Raw genomic sequence first — 21,507 nt, forward strand, 5'->3', positions numbered from 1 at the left:
TCAGTGACCGGGTACATACCCACGCTGCTTGTCGACCACGTTCGTCAGTGGCTCCCCGGCCGCCCACCGTTCGTACAACTCCACGAACTGGGCGCCGAGCTCGTCCCGCCAGCCGATGGTGTCGCCGCTCATGTGCGGGGACACGATCAGGTCCGGCGCCTGCCACAAGGGGCTCTCGGCGGGCAGGGGCTCGTCCTCGAAGACGTCCAGGGCGGCACCCGCGATCCAGCGCTTGGCCAGGGCCTCGGCGAGCGCGTCCTCGACGACCAGCCGGCCGCGGCCGATGTTGACGAACCGGGCCGACGGCTGCATGAGGGCGAAGCGGCGGGCGTCGAACATCCCCTGCGTCCGGTCCGTGAGCGGCGCCGCCGCGATCACCCAGTCGGCCCGGGCGAGCAGCCGGTCCAGATCCTCCGGGCCGTGCACGCCGGAGCGCGCGGCGCGGCCCACGAGCGCCGTCGTGATGCCCAGCGCCCCCAGCGTGTGCGCGATCGCCCGGCCGATCGGCCCGGAGCCGACCACCACGGCCCGGGTTCCGGCGATCTTGTGCGACTCGCGGTGCCGCCAGGTCCGTTCCCGCTGGAGCTCCAGCGTCCGCGGCAGATCCTTGGCCATCGCCAGCACGAGCGCGGCGACGTACTCGGCGATCGGCTGGTCGAAGACGCCGCGCGCGTTCGTCACCACCGTGTCCGAAGCGGCGAGTTCCGGACACATCAGATGGTCCACCCCGGCGCTGGCCGTATGCACCCAGCGCGGCCGCGGGCCCTCGCCCGGCCAGGCGTCCCGCACGGCGTGCGAGGTGAAGTCCCACACCAGCAGTACATCCGCGCGCGGGAGGCGCGTGGCGAGTCCCGCCGCGTCGGTGTGTTCGATACGGGCGCGACCGGTGAGGCCACCGAGGCGGGGGAGGGGCTCGGCGTCCAGGACGAGAAGGGTGGGAGTGGGCATGAGCAGCCGTTTCTCCAGCCGTGCGGCGGGGGCCGGCCGGCCTTCGTGCGGCCGCCGGTGACGACGATTCAACCCGGTGTTGACCAAGGAGTGATCCGGGCGGATTGACCACGCTCGCACCCGAACCTACCGTCGTCAACACGGGCGTTCCCACGATCCGTTGCACACTAGTTGCCCAGCGTGAGGCCGGTGCCTGCCATGGACGTCTCATTTCTCGGCGGGCCCAGCCCGCAGCGCGGGGTCGGCGTCGTCGCCCCCTTCGACTTCGCACTCGACCGCGAGCTGTGGCGCTGGGTGCCGGACGAGGTCTCCCTCCATATGACCCGCACACCGTTCGTGCCGGTCGAGGTGAGTCTCGACCTGGCACGCCTGGTCAGCGAGCACGAGACGCTCAGCGAGGCGGTCCGCACGCTCAACGCGATCGCCCCCGAGGTCGTGGCCTACGCCTGCACGTCGGGCAGCTTCGTCGGCGGCATGATGGGCGAGCGGGCGATGTGCGAGGCGATGAGCCGGGCCGGTGCCGTACCGGCGATCACCACCTCCGGCGCGCTGCTGGAGGCCCTGGTCGAGCTGGACGTACGCCGGGTGGCGCTGGTGACGCCGTACACGGTCTCGGTGACGCGGTCCCTGGAGGCCTACGTCGCCCAGGCCGGTGTCACGATCTCCGGCTGCGCCTTCATGGGGCTGACCCGGCACATCTGGAAGGTCCCCTACCGGGAGGTGGTGGACATGGCGCGGCAGGCCGTCCGCGACGACGCCGACGCGCTGTTCATCAGCTGCACCAACCTGCCCACCTACGACGTGATCCCCCAGCTGGAGGCCGAGCTGCGCATCCCGGTGATCTCGGCCAACCAAGTGACGATGTGGGCGGCACTGCGCCGACTGGGTACCCGTGCGGTGGGGCCGTACCAAGCGCTGATCAATCCGGCGGCGCGTTCCGGTCCCGCAGTGCCGGGGGCGCACCCCGGTCCCGTACTGCCGGAAGAAGAGCAGCAGCAGCAGGAAGGCTGGACATGACAGCGCTGGGATTTCTCTACCCGGGCCACTCCGCCGAGGACGACTATCCGCGCATCGAGCAGTTGCTGGGCAGCGACATCCGGGTGGACCTGGTGCACACCGACATCGGTGAGGACGCGCACCGGGTGGACGCGCTGCTGGAGATGGGCTCCGCCGGCCGGCTCGCGGCGGGAGTCCAGGAGCTGCGGCACGCCGGCGCGGACGCCGTGGTGTGGGCCTGCACGAGCGGCAGCTTCGTCTACGGCTGGGACGGCGCGCAGGAGCAGGTGCGCTCCCTGGCGCAGACGGCCGGCATGCCGGCGTCGTCCACGTCCTTCGCGTTCGCGCACGCGGTGCGGGAGCTGGGGGCGCGCAGGGTCGCGATCGGTGCGACGTACCCGCAGGACGTGGCGCAGCTGTTCGCGGAGTTCCTCCGCGCGGCCGGTGTGGAGGTCGTGTCGGTCAGCAGTTCCGGCATCATCACGGCCGCAGAGGTCGGCACGTGGGGCGAGAGCGAACTCCTCGCCCTGGCCAGGAACTCCGACCACCCCGATGCCGACGCGCTCCTCCTCCCCGACACGGCCCTCCACACGGCGGCCCACATCCCGGCCCTGGAGAAGGAACTCGGCAAGCCGGTCCTCACCGCCAACCAGGTCACGGTCTGGGAGGGTCTGCGCCTGGCCGACCGGCGGGTGAACGCGCCGGAGCTGGGGGCGCTGTTCACGAGGGAGCCGCTCGTCCAGGCGTGAGGCGGAAGGCCTGTCCTCGTCCCCTGCGGCAGCTGCCGCAGGGGACGAGCAGGTATCGGCCCGAGTCGCCCCGCGGTTGACGCCCTCTCCTTGAGACACCGGCCGCTCGCGCCACCCGGTACGCACCAGTCGTCATGCGGTCCGAGTGCCTCGGAGCGGTTGAGAAAGGGTGCCGTGCCCTCGAGCACACCCTCCATGCGGGCCGGAATCGGTCCCACCCCTTCTTCGGGGCAGACTGGTGCAAATCGGCTGCAATACTCCACTTAAAGCTGAGGAATGCTCAACTCCGCGGTATCAAGCGGCCCTTGGGTTGACCGAAAGCGCGTTCCCCTCCAGCTGTCCATCCCGTGCACACTGGCCACGTCCGCAGCCAGTCGTGCCGTGAAGGACTCCCCGATGGCCGAACCGGGCCCGTTCAGATTCCCCGCAAGCGCTGTCCAGCTGTCCGGGCGCCTGCTGTGCTGGTGCCTGGCCGCAGGCATGGCCTCCGCCGCCGTGGACGCCGTCCTCGCCCCCCAGGCCCGCTGGTGGGGCACCATGTGGCCGCTGCCCTGGTGGCTCGCCTGCGCGGCCGTCCTCGCGTGGTCCGTCCTGCGGGCGCGCGAGAAGGCCGACCGCCCGCCTCCGCAGGACAGCGTGCGCAGCGACTGGGAACGGGCCGCCTGACCACCCCGCCGCCTCGTCAGGAATAAGCGGAGACAGTCCCCTGTTAAGGCCGGAACGACAGCACACGGCCCACAGCCGGAACGACAGCACCCGGCCCACAGCAGGAGGCACCCCACCGTGGCGGCAGACGAGACACGCGGCGCGGCAGACGAGATACGCGGCGCGGCCCGGGGCAGCGCCCCCGTCCCCCTCTCCGTACTGGATTTGGTCACCGTGGGGTCCGGCCGCACCGCCTCCGGCGCCCTGCGCACCAGCGTCGACCTTGCCCGCCTCGCGGAGAGGCGCGGCTTCCACCGCTACTGGGTCGCCGAGCACCACTCCATGCCGGGTGTCGCCTCCTCGTCCCCGGCCGTGATCCTCGCCCACCTCGCCGCCCACACCGACCGCATCCGGCTCGGCTCGGGCGGTGTGATGCTGCCCAACCACGCCCCGCTCGTGATCGCCGAGCAGTTCGGGACGCTGGAGGCCATGGCCCCGGGCCGGATCGACCTCGGCCTCGGCCGCGCCCCCGGCACGGACGGCGCCACGGCCGCCGCCCTGCGCCGCGCGGACCGGCTGAACGAAGGCGCCGACGACTTCCCGCAGCAGCTCGCCGAGCTGATCCGCTTCCTCGACGACGACTTCCCCGACGGGCACCCCTACCGCCGCATCCACGCCGTACCGGGCCCCGTCCAGGCCACGTCCCCCGGTGGCGTCCAGTCCCCGCACCGCCCGCCGGTCTGGCTGCTCGGCTCCTCCGGATTCAGCGCCCGCCTCGCCGGCACCCTCGGGCTGCCCTTCGCCTTCGCCCACCACTTCTCCGCGCAGAACACCGTCCCGGCCCTGGACCTGTACCGGGAGTCCTTCCGGCCGTCCGCCGTGCTCGACGAGCCGTACGCCCTCATCGGCGTCTCCGCGCTCGCCGCCGACGAGGAGAAGGAGGCCCGCCGGCAGGTGCTGGCCGCGGCCCTCAGCATGGTCCGGCTGCGCACCGGACGCCCCGGCCTCGTGCCCAGCCCGGAGGAGGCGGAGGCCTACGAGTTCAGCCCGATGGAGCGCGACTTCGTCGACTCCTGGAACGCCAACGTCGTCCACGGCACACCCGACGAGGTCCGCTCCGGCCTGGACGACCTCGCCAAGCGCACCGGCGCCGACGAGCTGATGATCACGGCCAACGCGCACGGCGGAGACGTCCGTCTGCGTTCCTACGAGCTCATCGCCGACGCCTACGGCTTGCCGACGCCCGCCTCCGCCTGAACGTCCGGCGTGCCCAGCAGTTCGGAGATACGGTCCGGCGGCACCGGACGGGAGTAGAGCCAGCCCTGTCCGGTGTCGCAGCCGATGCTGCGCAGCCGGGTCGCCTGGGCCGAGGTCTCCACACACTCGGCCGTGACGGTCAGCCCGAGCCGGTGCGCGAGCTGGATCATCGCCTCGACGACCACCTCGTCGGCCGGGTTGGCGCGAGCGGCCGCCTCCCGGTCGTCGTACTGGAAGCCGCGCACGAACGATCCGTCCAGCTTCAGCACCGACACCGGCAGCCGGCTCAGGTAGGCGAGGTTCGAGTAGCCGGTGCCGAAGTCGTCGATGGCGATACGGACACCCATGTCGCTGAGGGCCTTCAGGGTCTGCAACGGGCGGCCCGCCGAGCCCATCACCGCCGACTCGGTCAGTTCCAGCTGGAGCAGATGCGGAGCGAGGCCCGTCCCGGCCAGGGTCTCCGCGACGTCCGCCACCAGGTCGGAGTCCCAGACCTGACGTACCGCCACGTTCACGCTGACGAAGATCGGCGGCTCGTCGGGGTGGTCCAGCTGCCAGCGGCGGGCCTGCTCACAGGCCGTGCGCAGCACCCAGCGGCCCAGCGGGACGATCGAACCGTCCTCCTCCGCGAGTCCGATGAACCGATTCGGCGTCAGTACGCCGAACTGCGGGTGGTTCCAGCGGATGAGCGCCTCGACGCCGTGCAGCCGGTCGTCCTCCATGCCGACCAGCGGCTGGTACTCCAGCCGGAACTCGCCCCGCTCGATGGCCGGCCGGAGCGTGGAGGCGAGCGCCTGGCGGGTCATGCGGTGCGCGTTGCGCTCCGGGTCGAACAGGGTCCAGCGGGCCTTGCCGTCGGTCTTCGCCCAGTACAGCGTGGTATCCGCCGCCTGCATCAGCGCGGTGGGAGTCGTGCCGGCCGCGTGCCGCTCCACGACGCCGATCGACGCCGAGACCGACAGCCGCTGGCCGGAGATGTCGAACGGGTCCTGGATCGCCCGCAGCGCCGACTCGGCCAGCTCGGCCAGCTGTTCGGTGCCGGTGGAGTCCTCGACGAGCAGCGCGAACTCGTCGCCGCCGAGCCGGGCCACCAGCGGAATGCTGGTGCGTGAGTGTCCGGCCTCGTCCGCGCAGCGCGTGAGGCGCTCGGCGACGGCGGCCAGCAGCCGGTCGCCGACGCGGTGGCCGAGAGTGTCGTTGATGGCCTTGAAGCCGTCCAGGTCCAGGTAGCACAGCCCGATCCGGCCCGTGCCGCTCTGTTCGTACGACTCCGCTTCCAGCGCGGCCGACAGCCGCTCGAAGAACAGCGTGCGGTTGGGCAGCCGGGTCACCGGGTCGTGCATCTGCAAGTGGCGCAGCCGGGCCTGGAGTTCCCGGCGGGCACTGATGTCGGCGACGGACAGCAGCACACCGCTGTCGTCGGACGGCAGCGGTGTGACCGTCACCTGCACCCACAGTGAGCGCCCGTCGGGGTGCTTGAGCCGGCGCGTGCAGCGCAGCCGGGACTGCCGTCCGCGCAGCACCTCGCGGTAGGCGTGCCAGCTGCGGGCGTCGGAGGTGAGGTCGACCAGATCGGCGGCTACCGACCCGGCCAGCCCGTCCGCGCTGCCGCCGAGCAGCGCGGCGAGCGAGTCGTTGGCGCTGACGACCATGCCCTCGCGGTCCACGACGGCCATGGCGAGCGGGGCGGCCGTGAAGACGGACCGGTAGGGCAGCCGGGACGGAGGCTCGGTACGGGGAGACGTGTCGATCTCACTCTCTGTGACGACCGGCCGGTCCAGGTCTGCCGCGGGCGCCGGCCCTTCGGAGGTTCCGCTCACCGCTCGCTCCCGCATGTATTCGATCTCTGTCCGTGCAGGAAAGGTCAGGAAAGTGTGCCGATCATAGAGGCTGGCCCGGGGGCCTTCCAGCCGGTGTCCAGTCTTCCCGGCCAACCGGCCCTTCTGCCAGATCGTTTCTGCACGCGCCTGGACGGCTTCTTCAGGCCGCCGACCAGTTGTGACGTTCTGTGAGTGCTTCGGGGGTGTCGGCTTCCGCGATTTTTCGCCCCCTTCACCCGACCGGTGCAGGCAAACAGGGCGCGGTACGACAAATCATCACAGGCTGGGTGCGGTGTCCCGCGATCCGTACCCGGAGGTACCCGTGCCGCGTCCGCTTCCGCGCGCCCGACTGCGCAGCACCGCGGCCGTGTTCACCACCATGTCGGCGCTCGCCGCCACCTCCCTCGGCACCGGCCCCTCGGCCGCCGAGACCGACTCGGCCGCGCCCTGCGCCCTGACCCGGACCGACGCCCACCACTCGGAGGGCCTGGACACCTGGAACACCGCCTATCCGCGCCCGGCCCGGTCCCTGGACGCGGTGATGGTCTTCCTGTCCTTCCCGGACTCCCACCCGCTGACCACGCCACAGGAGCTGACCGCCGACCACTTCCCGGCCACCACCCGCTTCTTCGAACGTGCTTCCTACGGCCGTTTCACCCTGCGCCCGCACTCGCTGCGGCACTGGATCCAGATGCCGCAGCCGTCCACCGCGTACGACATACAGCGTGACTGGAGTCCCGGGCGCCGGGCCGCCTACCTGCGCGACGCCCTCTCCGTGGCCGACCCCCAGGTGGACTTCTCGCGCTACGACGTCGTGTACTTCGTCGCCGACCCGGACGCGCCCGGTGTGGACTCCGACGCGACCAAGGTGGTGAACCTGACGAGCCCGCTGCGGGCCGACGGCACCGACCTGCGCCGGATCGTCACGGTGTTCGAGCAGCACCCGCCGGACCGGCTCGTCCTCGCCCACGAGACCGGGCACGTCTTCGACCTGCCCGACCTGTACCACCGGCCCGTGGACGGCAAGGGCGACTGGGACACGCACGTCGGCGACTGGGACCTGATGGGCAGCCAGTTCGGGCTCGCCCCGGACCTCTTCGCCTGGCACAAGTGGAAGCTGGGCTGGCTGGATCCGCAGCAGGTGCGGTGCGTGCGGGACGCCGGGCCCACCCGGCTGACCCTGGAGCCGCTGGCGGCGGGGCCGGGGGTGCCGACGACGGGGACCGCGGGGGCGCCGGCCTTCGGTCTCGGGCGGGGCGCCAAGCTGGCCGTGGTGCGGACCGGGCCCGACAGCGCGCTCGCCTTCGAGGCGCGCGGGCCGGTGGGCAACGACGTGGCAGCGTGCCGGCAGGGCGTGCTCGTGTACCGGGTGCGGGGCGGGGAGCAGTCCGGGAACGGGCCCATCGAGGTGATCGACGCCCATCCGCGCACGGACGCGTGCTGGGAGGACTCCGTCTACCCGCCCCTGGCGGACGCGCCTATCGGTATCGGGGAGAGCTTCACGGTGCCGGGGGAGGACGTCCGGGTGAAGGTGGAGGGACGCACGGTCTCGGGGGCGTGGACGGTGAAGATCGCGGTGGGGCGGTGAGAGGGCGGCGGTGCAACGCCGAGTGGCGAGGGTGTGGGTGGCGCGGCCCCCACGGCGCGCGGCGAAGCCGCGCAGAAACGACGATGGCGGCTTGTGTTCGCATTGTCTGCGAACACAAGCCGCCACCGGCATCGTGCGCCGCCAGGGACTCGAACCCCGGACCCGCTGATTAAGAGTCAGCTGCTCTAACCAACTGAGCTAGCGGCGCCTGCTGACGTCGTAGACCTTAGCACCCTGGTCGGCGGGAGGAAAAATCGAAATCCGCACCGCTGAGCGGGCCGCCCGGACGGTCGCCCAGAGCAGTACCTCGGGGCCGGGGAGCCACGGCTGACGGGTGTCGGGGGCGACGAGCCAGCGGGACGCGGAGCGGCGGGTGGGGGCGGTGCTCTCCGACGGAGCAGGGACGGTCACGGCGTCGCCGGTGCCATGGCAGAGCAGCGGCGGCACCGCGTCCGTCCGGGTGGTGCCCCGGCTGTCCCGCGCGCCCCACTCCTCCCACTCCAGCAGGGCGGGGAGCCGCTGAGCCGTCCCCGGGGCGGCGAACAGCAGGATCCGCCCCCGGAACTCCGCGACCGGGCCCGAGCCCGGGCCGTCGCCCCACAGCCGGTCGAGCATCCGCCGGCCGAACGTCGAGGGCGCGCTGACGACGTCGAAGACCGCCCCGCAGGGCAGCACGACCGGTGCGTCCGGCCGCTCCTCCCAGAGGGCGAGCGTGCTTCGCGGATACGTTCCTGCCGAGGCGAGCCAGGCGGCCCCGTCCGGGGTGACATCGGAGGCGTTCCATGCGCTGCTCATGGCATCCAGGTCTACCCGGCGTGAGCGCCCGGTTCCCGAGGGTTGCGGGAAACCGGGACAGGAGGGGGTGGGAGGGAGTATCTTGCCCGCCTGGCATATGCCAGATGATCGGGAAGGGCATCGGGAAGGGCTTGTTCTACGCGGTCTCGCCGGGCCCTCGGCCCTCGGCCCCGCCCCGCATCAGATCCCGCCCGAACTCGACCATCTTCTTGGCGTAGTCCTCGGTCCACTCGGCCCGCTCGGCGATGTCCGCCGTCGTCAGCCGGTCGAACCTGCGCGGATCGGCCAGCTGCGCCGCCGCCATCGCCTGGAACTCCACCGCCCGGTCCGCCGCGGCCCGGAACGCCAGCGTCAGCTCCGTGGCCCGGGCCAGCAGGGCCCGGGGGTCGTCGATCGACTCGAGGTCGAAGAAGTGCTCAGGGTCGGAGGCCGCCTCCGCGGGCTCGAAGAGCAGGGGCGCGGGGCGTAGCCGCGGTTCGTTACGACGCGGCGTGGGCTCCGCCATGTCTTCTCCTCCTCGTACGTCGCGCTGGCCCTCCCCCGTGGGCGGGGGACTCCCAGGTGGAGTGGGCCACCGTCCATTGTCTCGCGGGCGCGCAAGTGGGCATCGCGGTAGTGGGTACGGCCGCCCCACCACCCGGTGTTCGTGACGGCTTCCGTGAGGCGCCGTGTTCCGGCCAGATCACGGTGGAGCGGGCGGGGGCGTAGTCGGCGTGCCGGTCAGGGTCGCCAGGTCACCCGGTGTTCCGCCGGGTGCGCCGGCACCGCGTGGTTGGTCTCCCAGCCGTCCGGGCTGTATTCGTCGGCGGCGCGGCGGCCTCCGGCCGGCGGTGTGTCGAGCGGACGGGGCCCGTAGTCGGCGTGCCGGTCAGGGTCGCCAGGTCACCCGGTGTTCCGCCGGGTGCGCCGGCACCGCGTGGTTGGTCTCCCAGCCGTCCGGGCTGTATTCGTCGGCGGCGCGGCGGCCTCCGGCCGGCGGTGTGTCGAGCGGACGGGGCCCGTAGTCGGCGTGCCGGTCAGGGTCGCCAGGTCACCCGGTGTTCCGCCAGGTGCGCCAGTACCGCGTGGTTGGCCTCCCAGCCGTCCGGGAACTTCACCACCGTCCCCAGCTGCACCGGCTCCGTCGACGGGTAGTCGTCCAGCAGGTCGCTCACCCCCGCTCGGCAGACCACGACGCAGGCGTGCCGGTGGCGGGAGGCCAGGACGCAGAGGCGGCCCGTTTCCAGGTGGAAGGCCGTGGCGTCGGGGCGGCCGGAGAGCGGGTGGAGGACCACCGTGACGTCGTACTCCCGGCCCTGCAGCCGGTTGGCCGTGTCCACGACCACGTCGGTGACGCCGAGGCCGGCCAGGGCCGCGCGGACCGCGGCCGCCTGGTCCCGGTGGGCCGTGCCCACGGCGATCCGGTCGGCGGTGAGGGGGGAGGGAGCAGAGGAGCGTTCCGAGGTCGCCGCGCCCGCCCGGTCCAGCAGGCGCCGTACGACGGTGGCCACCGCCCGGACCGCCTCCGGGTCCGTGCGCGGAGTGTGCCGGGCGGGCAGCTCCAGCAGGCCCCAGCCCGACGCGGCCGCCTCGTCGATCACCCGGTCGGGGCCCGAGCCGTCCGACGGCACGCCGAAGGCCAGGGTCCGGTCGCCAGGGCCGGTGCCGCTGCGGAACGGCGTGTACGGGTAGAACGCGTCCGAGACCAGGGGCGCCGCCGAGGCCGGAAGCCGCCAGGAGACCGGCAGGCGGTGCTGGGGCAGATCCGGGTTGTGCGCGAGCAGCGTCGTCACCGCCGAGGCCGACGGGTCGTACGTCAGGCCCGCCCACTGCTCGCTGCCCACGATCGCGAACGGATCCAGCTGCCCCGGGTCGCCCACGAACAGCGCCCGCTCGAACAGCCCGGCCACCGCGAGCAGCGCGTCGGACCGCATCTGGTAGGCCTCGTCGACGATGGCGTGCCGCCACGGCTCGTCGACCTTGACGTGCGCCCACTTCGCCGCCGTCGAGATCACCACGGCCAGTCCGGCGAGGTCGGCCGCCTTGGCCGATTTGCGTACGTTCGCCAGGTCGTCGAGCGCCTTGTCGTACGGGTCGGAGTCGCTGCTGTGCAGCCGGCCCACCGGCAGCTCCGGGTTCTTCTCGGCGAGCCGCAGGACCAGATCGTCGACCTGGGCGTTGGTCTGCGCGACCACCATCAGCGAATGGCCCGCCGCCGCCAGCTCCAGAGCCGCGCGCACCACCAGCGTGGACTTGCCCGCGCCCGGCGGGGAGTCCACGACGACCCCGCGCGCCGTGCCGTTCAGGGTGTCGCTCAGAATCGCGTCGGTGGCCTGCGCCGCGGCGGCCGAGGGGTCGAACACCGTGGTCACAGCACATCCTCCTCGGTCACCGGGTCGGCTGCCTCCAGGGCCGGCTCACCGGGCGGGCCGCCGTGTGTCCACGGTGTCTCCTCCGGGTCGGGCAGCTTCGCGCCACCCCGCTGCTCGTGCTCGAAGAGCGTGAAGCAGACCCGGTCGCCCTTCTCCGGCACCGAACCCGGTTCGGGCTCCTTGCCGCGGCCCATCTTGTCGAGGACCCGCAGCACGACGTACGCGCCGTCCTCCTCGTCCGCCACGAACTCCGCCGACTGCGGCTTCCCGCCCAGCGACCGGTACACCTTCGTCCGCTCGCCGAGCTGCGGCCGGTCGTCCGTGCGGACCGTGACCAGCGGGCGGGGGCTGGGCCGCTTGCCGTCGCTGTACGTCATCACGACGTCGGTGACCTCACCCGCGAACGCCTCCCCGGACAGCCGCCGGCCCGCCATCACCAGCGGGTCGTCCAGGGCCTCCTGCGCCTCCAGCCGGGCCTGCTCGCGCTCGCGCGTGGCGAGCTTGTTCGCCGCGGTGACCGCGTCGTCGCGGCGCGGCTGCGGGGGCTCCCCGGCCAGTACCCGGTCACGGTGGCCGGTGAACGACCAGCGGTCGCGGGTCCACCGCTCCTCGACCCGCGCTCCCTCGGGCAGCTCCCGCAGCAGGTCCAGGCCCCGCCAGACCGCGTCCCAGGTGGGCCGGGCGCGGCTGAGCACCAGGTCACGGATCTCCCGCTCGGCGGCGGACAGCGCACCGAGCCGGTCGTCCGCCTCCAGGCCGTCCTGCGCGGCGGCGAGGGCGGTGCGGGCCCGGTCGTAGCGCTCGATGGCCGGGGCGAGCAGCTTGTTGTCGAACGCCGGGTCGGTGGCCGGACCGGCCGGCGGGCACGTCAGCTGGCCCTGCTCGTCCCGCTCCAGCTCGGCGCGCAGCGCGGCCTCGGCGCCGGTGACGCCCCCCGGCGGGTCGATCCAGGCGAGCAGCGCCCCCAGGTGCTGGTCCTCCAGGGTGGACTGCCCGGTCACCCAGTGCCGGCCGAGGAGATCGGTCATCGCCAGCAGCAGGGAGGAGCCGGGCACCCGGGCCCGCTCCCCGAAGTGCGTCAGCCACCGCCCGAGCAGCGGCACCCGGGGCGGCGCCGGATAGGGAGCCTCCGGATCCTGTTCCGCCGTACGCCGGAACCGCGTCGAGCGCCCGAGCAGCCGCACCAGGTCGATGCCCGCGCGGCTCGGCACGATCAGCTGCGGCGCGTCCGAGCACAGCTCGACCTCGACCTTGACGCGCTTGCCGGTCTCCGGATCGGTCTCGGTGCGCTCCGCTGCCTCCACCGTCCCGGCGTACGCGTCGACGTACGGCAGCACGATGCCGGCCAGTTCGGCCAGGAACGCGAACCTCAGGTCGCGGTCGCGAGGCTGCGGGACGGCCAGCAGACGCGGCGCGTCCCGGTCGGTGCCCACCAGCGCGCCGAGCGGGGCGCCGGCCTCACCGGCGGTGATCAGCGGCACCAAAACCAGCGGGCGGTCACCGAGATGACGGTGCCGGACGGTGGCGGCGGGCTGGGCACGGCCCGTGCTGACGGCTTCGAGGCGGGCCAGGGTGGAGATCAGCGACACGCCGCCTCCAGTGCCTCGGAGCGCAGGGCGGCCGCCCGCCGCAGGGCCGCCACGGCCGGGTCGCCGGGATCGCCCGCCTCGCCGCGCGCGGCCGCGAGGACCTCCTCCACGGTCGTCAGACCGCCCAGCTCCGCCCGGACCGGACGTCCGAGCGTGGTCACCGCGCCCTCCTGGCGGGACCGGGCCCGGCAGTGGAAGGCCAGCTCGCACGCGGACAGGCACTCGGGTGCGTACGCCGCCGGGACCGACTCCACGGCCGCCGTCAGCTCCTCGGCGGGCCGCTCCGGCGAGAAGCAGATGCCCTCGGGGAGCGCGTCGGCGATGTCCTCGATGCGGGTCAGCCGGGCCAGCTGACGGGCCGTGACCGCCCGCTGCTTGCGGATGTCCACGGCCGACGCTGTCGGCAGGTTGGAGAAGTCCCGGGGGCAGACCAGCAGGACCCGGTGGCGTACGTACGGGGCCGGGGCCGCGTCCGGTTCCGCGCCGAGACGGGCCGCGAACTCCTCCAGGGCCAGCACGTACACCGCCGCCTGCCGGGCCGCCGCCCCGACCTTCGCCGGGTCCGCCGAACCGTCCAGCAGGGGGAAGGACTTGATCTCCACGACCGTCCAGCCGCCGTCCGGATGCACCACCACCGCGTCAGGCTCCAGGAACGCGGGGGAGCCCGCGACGTCCAGCGCGAGCATCGGATGGTCGAGCAGCGTCCACACGCCCGGATGCGCGGTGGCCTCCCGCAGCTCCAGCTCCGTACGGGCCGTGCGCCCCCGCGGGCCGGTCGCCGTCAGGTCGGGCACGCGCGCGTCGGCGGGCGGTTCGGCGGACCGGTCGAGCTTCTCGTGCACCAGCCGCAGCAGCTCCGCGCCGCCGTCGGCCTTGACCTTCGCCTCGAAGGCGTTGCCTCTGGTGAGCGCGAACTGCGACTGCCCGAACGCCGCGGGCGCTCCCAGTGCGCTCGCCAGGGCCGTCTTGTCCACCCCGGCGCCGTCGAGGATCGCGCGCCGCGCACAACCGGGGTTGGCGGCCAGCGCCGCCAAGGCACGCGCGTCCAGTGCCTTCGCGGGTACGTCGGGGCCGCGCAGTTCAGCGAGCTGCCGCCGGAGCGCCGTCCCCCGCGTCCTTGGGGGAGGCACCCGGCTCGGCTCCCGCTCCGTGCCGCGACTCGCGCTGCCGTGGAATTCGCTCACCCGCGGAAGTCTGGCATCCGGCACTGACAATCGAGGAACCCGCGGCGGAGGAGTCCGCGGCGACCGGTGCGACGCGCGGCACGAACCGTGCCCTGACCCGGTCCGCGGTCCGCAGCACGGCGGGGGTCAGCAGCAGCCCGACGCCCATGACGGCCGCGCCCGCGACCGCGTCGAGGAAGTAGTGGTTGGCGGTGCCCATGACCACGATCGTCGTGATCAGGGGGTAGGCGACGGCGGCCGTCCTCGTCATGCGCGTACCGCCGAAGCGCCACAGCATCACGCCGCACCACAGGGCCCAGCCCACGTGCAGACTCGGCATGGCCGCGTACTGGTTGGTCATGTCCCCCATGCCGCGCGGTGCGCTCGCGGCGCCGCCCCACCAGCCGTACGAGCTGTACTGCGCCATCGTGTCCACGAAGCCGTGGCTCGCGTCGAGGAGCCGGGGCGGGCAGGTCGGCAGCAGGGTGAAGCCGATCAGGCCGATGAGGGTGGACGTCATGAGCCAGGTGCGCGCGGCGCGGTAGCGCACGGCCCGGGAGCGGAAGAGCCACACCAGAACCGCCGGTGTGACCAGGTAGTGCAACGACGCGTACCAGAAGTCGGCGGGTATGCCTATCCAGGCCTCGCGCGTGAAGAGGCGGTTGAGCGGGTGCTCGAAGTTCAGATACAGCGCCTTCTCGAAGCGCAGGATCCCCAGGCCGTGGTCGACGGCGCCGGAGACGTTCTCGCGGGCGAGGAGCCGGCCGGCCGAGTAGAACGCGTACACCAGAAGGATCAGCGGCAGCTCGGTCCACCAGCGCAGCCTGGGCGCGGGGGCCGCCTCGGTGCCCGGTGTCTCGGTGTGCTGCATCCGATCGTCCTCCCCCTTCGTCATCACGCGTAGCCCGGTCGGCCGTGCCACTTTACGGCGTGGGCTCGCGCCCCGGGGGGCGCCTCCGGCCCTCAAAGACGCGTAGATCGCCCCCCGGGTTGCCCGCGGGGGGCGTGCGCGATGATGGAGGAGTTCCCCATAGGTCGTTCTTCTCGCGTTGTTCTTCCGGAAAGGTGCCCCATGGCCGCGCGCATCCTGCTGGCCCGCCACGGACAGACCGAGTGGTCCCTGTCCGGCAAGCACACGGGCCGAACGGATGTGCCGCTCCTGGAGGAAGGCCGGCGTGGCGCGGAGCAGCTCGGCGAGCGACTGCACCGGGCGCCGTACGACGGCCTGGCCGGCGTCGAGATCCGCACCAGCCCGCTGGCACGCGCGCGTGAGACCTGCGAACTGGCCGGCTTCGGCGACCGCGCGCGCACCTGGGACGCGTTGCTGGAGTGGGACTACGGGACGTACGAGGGCATGACCCCCGCGGACATCCAGGCCGTCCGGCCCGGCTGGCTGATCTGGCGCGACGGCGTCCCGGGCGGGGAGTCGCTCGCCGAGGTCACGGCCCGGGCCGACGACGTGGTCTCCTGGGCCCGCTCCGAGGACCGCGACGTCCTGGTCTTCGCCCACGGGCACATCCTGCGCTCCATCGGGGCGCGGTGGCTGGGCCTCCCGATCGACTTCGCGGCCCGGATCCGGCTGAACCCCACCTCGCTGTCGGTGCTGGGCTGGGCCTACGGGGAACCGGCGATCGAGAGCTGGAACGACCTGGGACACCTGGCGGGCGTGCCGGGCGTCGCGCGGCAGGCGTGACGTTCGCCACAGCCCCTCAGGGCATGCGCGGCGACGAGGCGTGCCTCTCCAGGAACGCCGACACCCCGGAGGCCCTGCGGTGCGGCAGCAGCACCCGCGCCGTCGCCGCCAGCATCGTCTGCACCCGGGACGACTGGACCTCCTCCAGCAGATCCAGCACCCGCATCCCCGCCACCGCCGCCTCGTCGGGCCGGCCCCCGCGCGCGAGGTCGTCCGCCAGCTCCGCCGTGTAGAGGGCGATGTTCCGGGTGAAGTGCGGATCCTGCAGTTCGGCGGCCCGGCGCGCGTGCCGAGCCGCCCGGGGCCAGTCGCCGAGCGTGGACCAGCACTGCGCCTCCAGGCCCTCCAGTTCGGCCTCGCCGTAGAAGCTCATCCACTCGGGGTCGGCGTCCGAGGGGCCCCGTTCGAAGAAGGCCTGCGCCCGGGCCAGTGCCTGTTCGCAGCCGACGCGGTCCGCGAGCCCCGCCCAGCCGCCCGCCTCGCGCAGCGCGAGCAGCGACATCAGCCGGGCCGAGCCCACCGGCCGGGCGACGCGTTGCGCGGCCTGTGCCGCCCGGACCGCCTCGCGCGGCCGGCCCGCATCGCGCGCCAGGAACGCCGTGTTGCAGAAGGCGTGCGCCTCCAGGCCCGGGTCACCGGTCATCCGGGCGGTGGCGAGGGCCTCCGCGTAGTGCGAGCGGGCGTCGTCGAAGCGCCCCGAGTCGTGGGCCAGCCAGCCCACGGAGATGGCCAGTTCACCGGCGCCCGAGTAGAGCCGGTCCGCCGTCGTCTGCCGGGTCGTGCCGGCGTCCAGCAGGGCGTAGGCGGCACGCAGCGGGGCGGCCGCGCGACGGTAGAGGCCGTCGGCGCCGTGCCGGTCGTCCAGCAGCCGGATCCGGCGGACGGCTTCTTCCAGGGCGCCCGCCTCGCTCGCCCCGGCGCGGTGCACGGGGCGCTGCGCGGCCCCGGCGTCGAGGGCGAGGCCGACGGGCCCCAGTGAGGCGGCGGCCACCGTGGCGCCTCCGCCGGTCATGAACGCGCGACGTAGCACGTCGCTCTCCTCGTAGGTGTCGTGCGGGTGGTGCGGGTCGTACGGGTTCTGCGTTTCATACGGCTCGCCCGCCCCGCTGGTCTCACTCGTGGCGTTCGCCGGGTTCGCGGTGCGCGCCGGGAGCGCGTCCTCGGTGTCGCGCGCCCGGCGTCCGCGTACCGATGAGCGGGGCGCGAACCCCAGGTCTGTGAGCGTGCGGCCTGGGAACATGTGCAAGAACACCCGTTCGTACGCGTAGTTGGGGCAGCGGATCTCGCCCGCCTCGACCCGGCCGATGTACCGCGCGTCACAGCTGACCCGCTCGCCGATCTCCAGCCCGGCCCGGCGGATCGCCGCGGCGAACTCGGCCGGCGAGCGCTGTCCGCGCAGTCGCCGGAAGACGAGGTTCGGCCGTGGCGGCAGGTGGGGTTGAGACGAGGTCAACGATGACGACGCCATGGCCGGGTCCTCCCGTGCGAACCGTCGAACCATGCCGGATGCAGGACGACTTGTTGCGATATGCCGCATCGTCTGCCCCGTGTCCGGCGAGCAAGAACGTACCTGCTGTGATGGAGCCACCACGCTGGGTTTGGCTACAAACCGGATATCTCATCCGTGATCTGCCATGAAGTGCCATCCTTTGCGGCCGACTTCCGCCGTAGCCCTTGACGGGTTGCCGCGTTGAACTGTGCGGACCGGGAGGCCCCCGACTCCCGACCGCTCGTCCAAGCAGGGGTTTTCGTGGTGGAGGCCGGATGGAGACCAGCCGGATCAACGATTCTCGTACGCCGTCGGGCACACCGGCGGCCGGCTGCGATGTGGTGACGGTGCCGGCACGGCAGGGACTGGAGGCGGTCGACATCCTGCGGCGCGGACCGGGGGACGCCGTGGGGCCCGTGCTGCACGACGACGGCGGCGACACCCTCGGCTTCCTGGTGCCGCCGGGGACGGCCGCCGCGTGGGACGTGCCGGGGAGCACCTGCACGGAGACCGACGGACGCGGACTGCCCCTGGCGCCCGAACCTCCCGGCGCGGGCCCGGACTGGCTGCTGCCGCCCGGTGAGGCCGACCTCGCGACCGACCCCGCTGTGCTGCGCGAGGCCCTGGGGGAGGCCGCCCGGATGATCAAGGCGGCGGACAGCTGCCGCTGAGACGCCCTCGGACACCGGGCGGCGGGAGCGTACATCCTGCTTAGCAGGCCACCCCGATAATGACCCCATGGGAAAGTCCAGGGGCGGCCGACGCAGACAGGCCGGTGCGGAGGCCGTCGTCGAGAGCGTCGACGGCGGGCTCGCCGAGCTGATCCCCGACCGCGAGCGGGCCCGGGGCTGGACCTTGGTGATCGACGGGGCCCCGCAGTCGCACGTCGACCTGGACGACCCGGCGTACCTCTCATTCGAGTACCAGCGCCGCCTCGGGCACGTGATCGACCTCGTCGCGCCGCCCGGCCGGCCCCTGCACGCCGTGCACCTCGGCGGCGGCGCCCTCACCCTCGCCCGCTACGTCGCCGCCACCCGGCCCCGCTCCACCCAGCAGGTCGTCGAACGGGACGGCACCCTCGTCCAACTGGTCCGCCGGGAACTGCCGTTGGATCCGAACGCGCGCATCAGGGTGCGCTCCACCGACGCCCGCGAAGGCCTCGCCAAAGTGCCGGACGGCTGGGCCGACCTCGTCATCACCGACGTGTTCAGCGGGGCGCGGACACCGGCCCACCTGACCTCGACCGAGTTCCTCGACGACGTGCGCAGGGCCCTCAAGCCCGGCGGTGTCTACGCCGCCAACCTCGCCGACGGGCCTCCGCTCACCCACCTGCGCGGCCAGATCGCCACCGCCGCCGCCCGCTTCGGGCAGCTCGCGCTGGTCGCGGATCCGGCGGTGCTGCGCGGCAAGCGCTTCGGGAACGCCGTCCTGGTCGCCTCCGACCAGCCACTGCCGACAGCCGAACTGACCCGCCTCGCCGCCTCCGACCCGCATCCCGCCCGGGTCGAGCACGGCAGGACCCTCACGGACTTCACCGGCGGGGCCGCACCCGTCACGGACCTCGCGGCGGTGGCGTCGCCGGCGCCACCGGCGTCGGTGTTCAGATGACCGGCTCCGGTGCTCTACAGGCGCCGGTGGCCGCCCGCGGCCCTCAGTAGGTCCCGATCTCCACCCGCGGCGGCCCGTCGTGCCACGTGCAGAACACCGACACCCGGTCCGCGCCCGAGGAGAACTCCACGCGGATCCACGACTCCGTCTTCCACACCTGCATCGACCAGCCCGCGCCGGGCGTCGCCGAGACGAGCGAGGCGGAGGTCTTCCCGAGATCGAAGACCGCCCGGCCGCCGTCGGTGTCATAGCTCCTCACCCGGCCCGAGGCTGCGGGGGCGGTGCCGGGCGAGGACACCGGCGTGGGGGCGGGGCTCGGTCGCCCGGCCGTGGACGCCGGGGGCGTGCCCGGTTCCCGCCGCTCGGGCGGAGGCGTGCGCTCCCGCGGCGTGGCCGGCGCCTTCGGCTCCCGCGTGGGCGCTTCGGCGGCCTTGACGGGCAGAGCACGCGGCGGGTCGTAGGCCGTCCCCGCCATCACGGTGTGGACGCCCCACCACGACAGCGTGACCGCCGCGCCCGTGGCGAGCAGCCAGGCCAGTACGTGTACGAGTCCTCTGCGCATCGCGGGCCATACTGCCTCACGCGTCCCACGCGTGGCCCGAAACAGGGTCGTGCGGTGGTCCGTTGTCCCCAGCCGGGGAGTTGTCCACAGGCCCGCACCCGGCTGTTCGAGATGGCGTAGGTTGCCGCGCATGGCACGTGTGCTCGTGGTCGAGGACGACCAGTTCGTACGCTCGGCGCTGATCCGGCACCTGACCGACGCCTCGCACACCGTGCGCAGCGTCGGGACGGCACTGGAGGCGCTGCGCGAGGTCGCCCATCTCCGTTTCGACGTGGTGATCCTGGACCTCGGACTGCCCGATCTCGACGGGTCCGAGGCACTGAAGATGCTGCGCGGGATCACCGACGTACCCGTGATCGTCGCCACAGCCCGGGACGACGAGACGGAGATCGTCCGGCTGCTGAACGCCGGGGCGGACGACTACCTGACCAAGCCCTTCTCGGTCGAGCACCTCTCGGCCCGCATGGCGGCCGTGCTGCGCCGCGCCCGCTCCGGCTCCGCGGAAGGGGAGCCGTCCCCCGTGATCCGGGTCGGCGGCCTGACCGTCGACCCGCTGCGCCGCCGGGCCGAGCTGGACGGCGCCCGGCTCGACCTCACCCGCCGCGAGTTCGACCTGCTCGCCTTCCTGGCCCGCAGGCCCGGCGTCGTCGTCCCCCGCAAGGAGCTGCTGGCCGAGGTGTGGCAGCAGTCCTACGGCGACGACCAGACCATCGACGTCCATCTGTCCTGGCTGCGCAGGAAGCTGGGCGAGACGGCGGCCAGCCCGCGCTATCTGCACACCCTCCGGGGCGTCGGAGTGAAGCTCGAACCACCGGGAGCGGGTGCTCCCCGATGAGGTGGGCCCTGGTCAAGGTGTCGCTGGCGGTGACCACCATGGTCGTCGTCGCCTTCGCGGTGCCGCTCGGGCTCGTCATCCGCGAGCTGGCCCGCGACCGTGCCTTCTCGAGCGCCGAGCGGGAGGCCGCGGCGGTCGCCCCCGCCCTGTCCATCACCACCGACCGCGACCAGCTGGAGCGGGTCGTCGCCTCCGCCGGTTCCGACGCCGGGATGGCCGTGCACCTCCCGGCGGGCGACGGCCAGGAAGCCCTCGAACTCGGGCGCCGGCGCGCCGCCGAAGCCGACATCGCCGCCGTGCGGAAGCTGGGCCGCGCCTCCACCACGGGTGTCCCCGGCGGCTCGACGCTGCTCCAGCCGGTCGCCCTCAGCACCGGCAAGATCGCGGTCGTCGAGGTGTACGTGCCGGAGTCCGACGTCACCAACGGCGTGGGCACGGCCTGGGCGGTGCTCGCCGCGGTCGGGGTGGCGCTGATCCTCGGCTCGGTCGCGGTCGCCGACCGGCTGGGCGTCCGCATGGTCCGGCCCGCCCAGCGCCTGGTCGAGGGGGCGCACGACCTGGGGGAGGGCCGGCTGGGGGCCCGCGTCCCCGAGGAGGGCCCGAGCGAGCTGCGGCTCGCGGCGGTCGCGTTCAACTCCATGGCCGACCAGGTCGTCCAGCTCCTGGCGAACGAGCGGGAGCTGGCGGCGGACCTGTCCCACCGGCTGCGGACGCCCCTGACCGTGCTGCGGCTCAACACCGCCTCGCTCGGCGAGGGGCCGGCCGCCGACCAGACCCGCACCGCGGTCGAGCAGCTGGAGCGCGAGGTCGACACCATCATCCGTACGGCCCGGGAGGCCAAGCCGCAGACGGCCGCGGCCGGTCCGGGCGCCGGGTGCGACGCGGCCGAGGTGGTCCGGGAGCGGATGGCGTTCTGGTCGGCGCTCGCCGAGGACGAGGGCCGCAAGTGGCGGGTGGCCGGGGCCGACCGGCCCGTGCGCATACCCGTGGCCCGCCCCGACCTGGCCGCCGCGCTGGACGCGCTGCTCGGGAACGTGTTCCGGCACACCGCGGAGGGCACCGCCTTCGCCGTCGACGTGCACAACGGCGAGGACGCGGTGATCGTCCTCGTCTCCGACGCTGGCCCCGGCATACCCGACCCCGAGGCCGCGATGGCGCGGGGCCGCGGCTCCGGGAGCGACGGCTCGACCGGGCTCGGCCTGGACATCGTGCGCCGGCTGGCGGAGTCCACCGGCGGGGACGTACGGATCGGCTCCTCGGTGCTCGGCGGCACGGAGGTGCGCGTCTGGATCCAGCTGGACGGCCGCGCCCCCGCGAGCGGAGGGCAGCGGCAGCTGCGACGCCGCCGCCCCGGCCGGTTCGCTGCCGTGTACAGCCGTTCCCGGTCCCACTGAGCGCTCCCGCGACGCCGCCTTCACG

Annotated in this window: 20 protein-coding genes and 1 tRNA gene; 10 read left to right on the forward strand and 11 right to left on the reverse strand. The window is 73.4% G+C overall.

Going from position 1 to position 21,507, the window contains the following annotated elements; translation table 11 throughout:
- On the reverse strand, nt 1-948 hold the full coding sequence (locus ACFY9S_RS00965) for an NAD(P)-dependent oxidoreductase (protein WP_391121052.1): 948 nt from the start codon (nt 946-948) through the stop codon (nt 1-3).
- Nucleotides 949-1,146: 198 nt separating this feature from the next.
- Between ACFY9S_RS00965 and ACFY9S_RS00970 the strand changes: the two genes are divergently transcribed.
- The 4 genes from ACFY9S_RS00970 to ACFY9S_RS00985 all read left to right on the forward strand — a co-directional run bounded on the left by ACFY9S_RS00970 (nt 1,147) and on the right by ACFY9S_RS00985 (nt 4,595).
- Entirely contained in the window at nt 1,147-1,965 is an 819-nt protein-coding gene (locus ACFY9S_RS00970; RefSeq protein WP_102912611.1) for an aspartate/glutamate racemase family protein, read from the forward strand.
- Entirely contained in the window at nt 1,962-2,693 is a 732-nt protein-coding gene (locus tag ACFY9S_RS00975; protein WP_391121055.1) for an aspartate/glutamate racemase family protein, read from the forward strand. The genes ACFY9S_RS00970 and ACFY9S_RS00975 overlap by 4 nt, the downstream gene beginning before the upstream one ends.
- A 396-nt stretch (nt 2,694-3,089) precedes the next feature.
- Nucleotides 3,090-3,359 (forward strand): hypothetical protein, encoded by a 270-nt coding sequence (locus ACFY9S_RS00980; RefSeq protein ID WP_391121058.1) that lies wholly within the window; start codon nt 3,090-3,092, stop codon nt 3,357-3,359.
- A 117-nt stretch (nt 3,360-3,476) separates the two neighbouring features.
- Complete coding sequence (locus ACFY9S_RS00985; protein WP_391121061.1) at nt 3,477-4,595, forward strand: MsnO8 family LLM class oxidoreductase; 1,119 nt, start codon at nt 3,477-3,479, stop codon at nt 4,593-4,595.
- On the opposite strand, the gene ACFY9S_RS00990 is transcribed toward ACFY9S_RS00985, so the two are convergent.
- Complete coding sequence (locus ACFY9S_RS00990; RefSeq protein WP_391121064.1) at nt 4,565-6,430, reverse strand: EAL domain-containing protein; 1,866 nt, start codon at nt 6,428-6,430, stop codon at nt 4,565-4,567. The genes ACFY9S_RS00985 and ACFY9S_RS00990 overlap by 31 nt on opposite strands.
- A 277-nt stretch (nt 6,431-6,707) precedes the next feature.
- Between ACFY9S_RS00990 and ACFY9S_RS00995 the strand changes: the two genes are divergently transcribed.
- A complete protein-coding gene (locus tag ACFY9S_RS00995; protein WP_391121066.1) occupies nt 6,708-8,003 on the forward strand; it encodes a M6 family metalloprotease domain-containing protein in 1,296 nt (431 codons plus the stop codon).
- 134 nt (nt 8,004-8,137) lie between these two features.
- Here ACFY9S_RS00995 and ACFY9S_RS01000 read toward each other — a convergent pair.
- The 7 genes from ACFY9S_RS01000 to ACFY9S_RS01030 form a co-directional block, all read right to left on the reverse strand.
- A tRNA-Lys gene (locus ACFY9S_RS01000) sits at nt 8,138-8,211 on the reverse strand.
- A complete protein-coding gene (locus tag ACFY9S_RS01005) occupies nt 8,202-8,798 on the reverse strand; it encodes a bifunctional DNA primase/polymerase (RefSeq protein ID WP_391121069.1) in 597 nt (198 codons plus the stop codon). The genes ACFY9S_RS01000 and ACFY9S_RS01005 overlap by 10 nt, the downstream gene beginning before the upstream one ends.
- Nucleotides 8,799-8,934: 136 nt before the next feature.
- On the reverse strand, nt 8,935-9,303 hold the full coding sequence (locus tag ACFY9S_RS01010) for a hypothetical protein (protein WP_191845940.1): 369 nt from the start codon (nt 9,301-9,303) through the stop codon (nt 8,935-8,937).
- Nucleotides 9,304-9,814: 511 nt separating this feature from the next.
- Nucleotides 9,815-11,149, reverse strand: a complete 1,335-nt coding sequence (locus ACFY9S_RS01015; protein WP_391121073.1) for an AAA domain-containing protein — start codon at nt 11,147-11,149, stop codon at nt 9,815-9,817.
- Nucleotides 11,146-12,738, reverse strand: a complete 1,593-nt coding sequence (locus ACFY9S_RS01020; RefSeq protein WP_391121076.1) for a hypothetical protein — start codon at nt 12,736-12,738, stop codon at nt 11,146-11,148. The genes ACFY9S_RS01015 and ACFY9S_RS01020 overlap by 4 nt, the downstream gene beginning before the upstream one ends.
- A complete protein-coding gene (locus tag ACFY9S_RS01025) occupies nt 12,729-13,868 on the reverse strand; it encodes a hypothetical protein (protein WP_391121079.1) in 1,140 nt (379 codons plus the stop codon). Before ACFY9S_RS01025 ends, ACFY9S_RS01020 begins: the two co-directional genes overlap by 10 nt.
- On the reverse strand, nt 13,819-14,772 hold the full coding sequence (locus ACFY9S_RS01030; protein ID WP_391121082.1) for a phosphatase PAP2 family protein: 954 nt from the start codon (nt 14,770-14,772) through the stop codon (nt 13,819-13,821). Before ACFY9S_RS01030 ends, ACFY9S_RS01025 begins: the two co-directional genes overlap by 50 nt.
- Before the next feature lie 201 nt (nt 14,773-14,973).
- On the opposite strand from ACFY9S_RS01030, the gene ACFY9S_RS01035 reads away from it, so the two are divergent.
- Nucleotides 14,974-15,594 (forward strand): histidine phosphatase family protein, encoded by a 621-nt coding sequence (locus tag ACFY9S_RS01035; protein ID WP_391121085.1) that lies wholly within the window; start codon nt 14,974-14,976, stop codon nt 15,592-15,594.
- 16 nt (nt 15,595-15,610) lie between these two features.
- Here the strand turns inward: ACFY9S_RS01035 and ACFY9S_RS01040 are convergent, their stop codons facing one another.
- Nucleotides 15,611-17,062, reverse strand: coding sequence for a hypothetical protein (locus ACFY9S_RS01040; protein ID WP_391121088.1), 1,452 nt, complete (start codon nt 17,060-17,062; stop codon nt 15,611-15,613).
- A gap of 296 nt (nt 17,063-17,358) precedes the next feature.
- Between ACFY9S_RS01040 and ACFY9S_RS01045 the strand changes: the two genes are divergently transcribed.
- Both ACFY9S_RS01045 and ACFY9S_RS01050 read left to right on the forward strand, forming a co-directional pair.
- Nucleotides 17,359-17,754, forward strand: coding sequence for a hypothetical protein (locus ACFY9S_RS01045; RefSeq protein ID WP_391121091.1), 396 nt, complete (start codon nt 17,359-17,361; stop codon nt 17,752-17,754).
- A gap of 67 nt (nt 17,755-17,821) precedes the next feature.
- A complete protein-coding gene (locus ACFY9S_RS01050) occupies nt 17,822-18,691 on the forward strand; it encodes a fused MFS/spermidine synthase (RefSeq protein ID WP_391121094.1) in 870 nt (289 codons plus the stop codon).
- Nucleotides 18,692-18,734: 43 nt separating this feature from the next.
- On the opposite strand, the gene ACFY9S_RS01055 is transcribed toward ACFY9S_RS01050, so the two are convergent.
- On the reverse strand, nt 18,735-19,253 hold the full coding sequence (locus tag ACFY9S_RS01055; protein ID WP_391121097.1) for a hypothetical protein: 519 nt from the start codon (nt 19,251-19,253) through the stop codon (nt 18,735-18,737).
- Nucleotides 19,254-19,383: 130 nt separating this feature from the next.
- Between ACFY9S_RS01055 and ACFY9S_RS01060 the strand changes: the two genes are divergently transcribed.
- Both ACFY9S_RS01060 and ACFY9S_RS01065 read left to right on the forward strand, forming a co-directional pair.
- On the forward strand, nt 19,384-20,088 hold the full coding sequence (locus tag ACFY9S_RS01060; protein ID WP_391121100.1) for a response regulator: 705 nt from the start codon (nt 19,384-19,386) through the stop codon (nt 20,086-20,088).
- Nucleotides 20,085-21,482, forward strand: a complete 1,398-nt coding sequence (locus ACFY9S_RS01065; RefSeq protein WP_391121103.1) for an ATP-binding protein — start codon at nt 20,085-20,087, stop codon at nt 21,480-21,482. Before ACFY9S_RS01060 ends, ACFY9S_RS01065 begins: the two co-directional genes overlap by 4 nt.
- Nucleotides 21,483-21,507: the final 25 nt, after the last annotated feature.

The organism is Streptomyces sp. NPDC012474 (assembly GCF_042955185.1).
Classification (GTDB): domain Bacteria; phylum Actinomycetota; class Actinomycetes; order Streptomycetales; family Streptomycetaceae; genus Streptomyces; species Streptomyces cahuitamycinicus.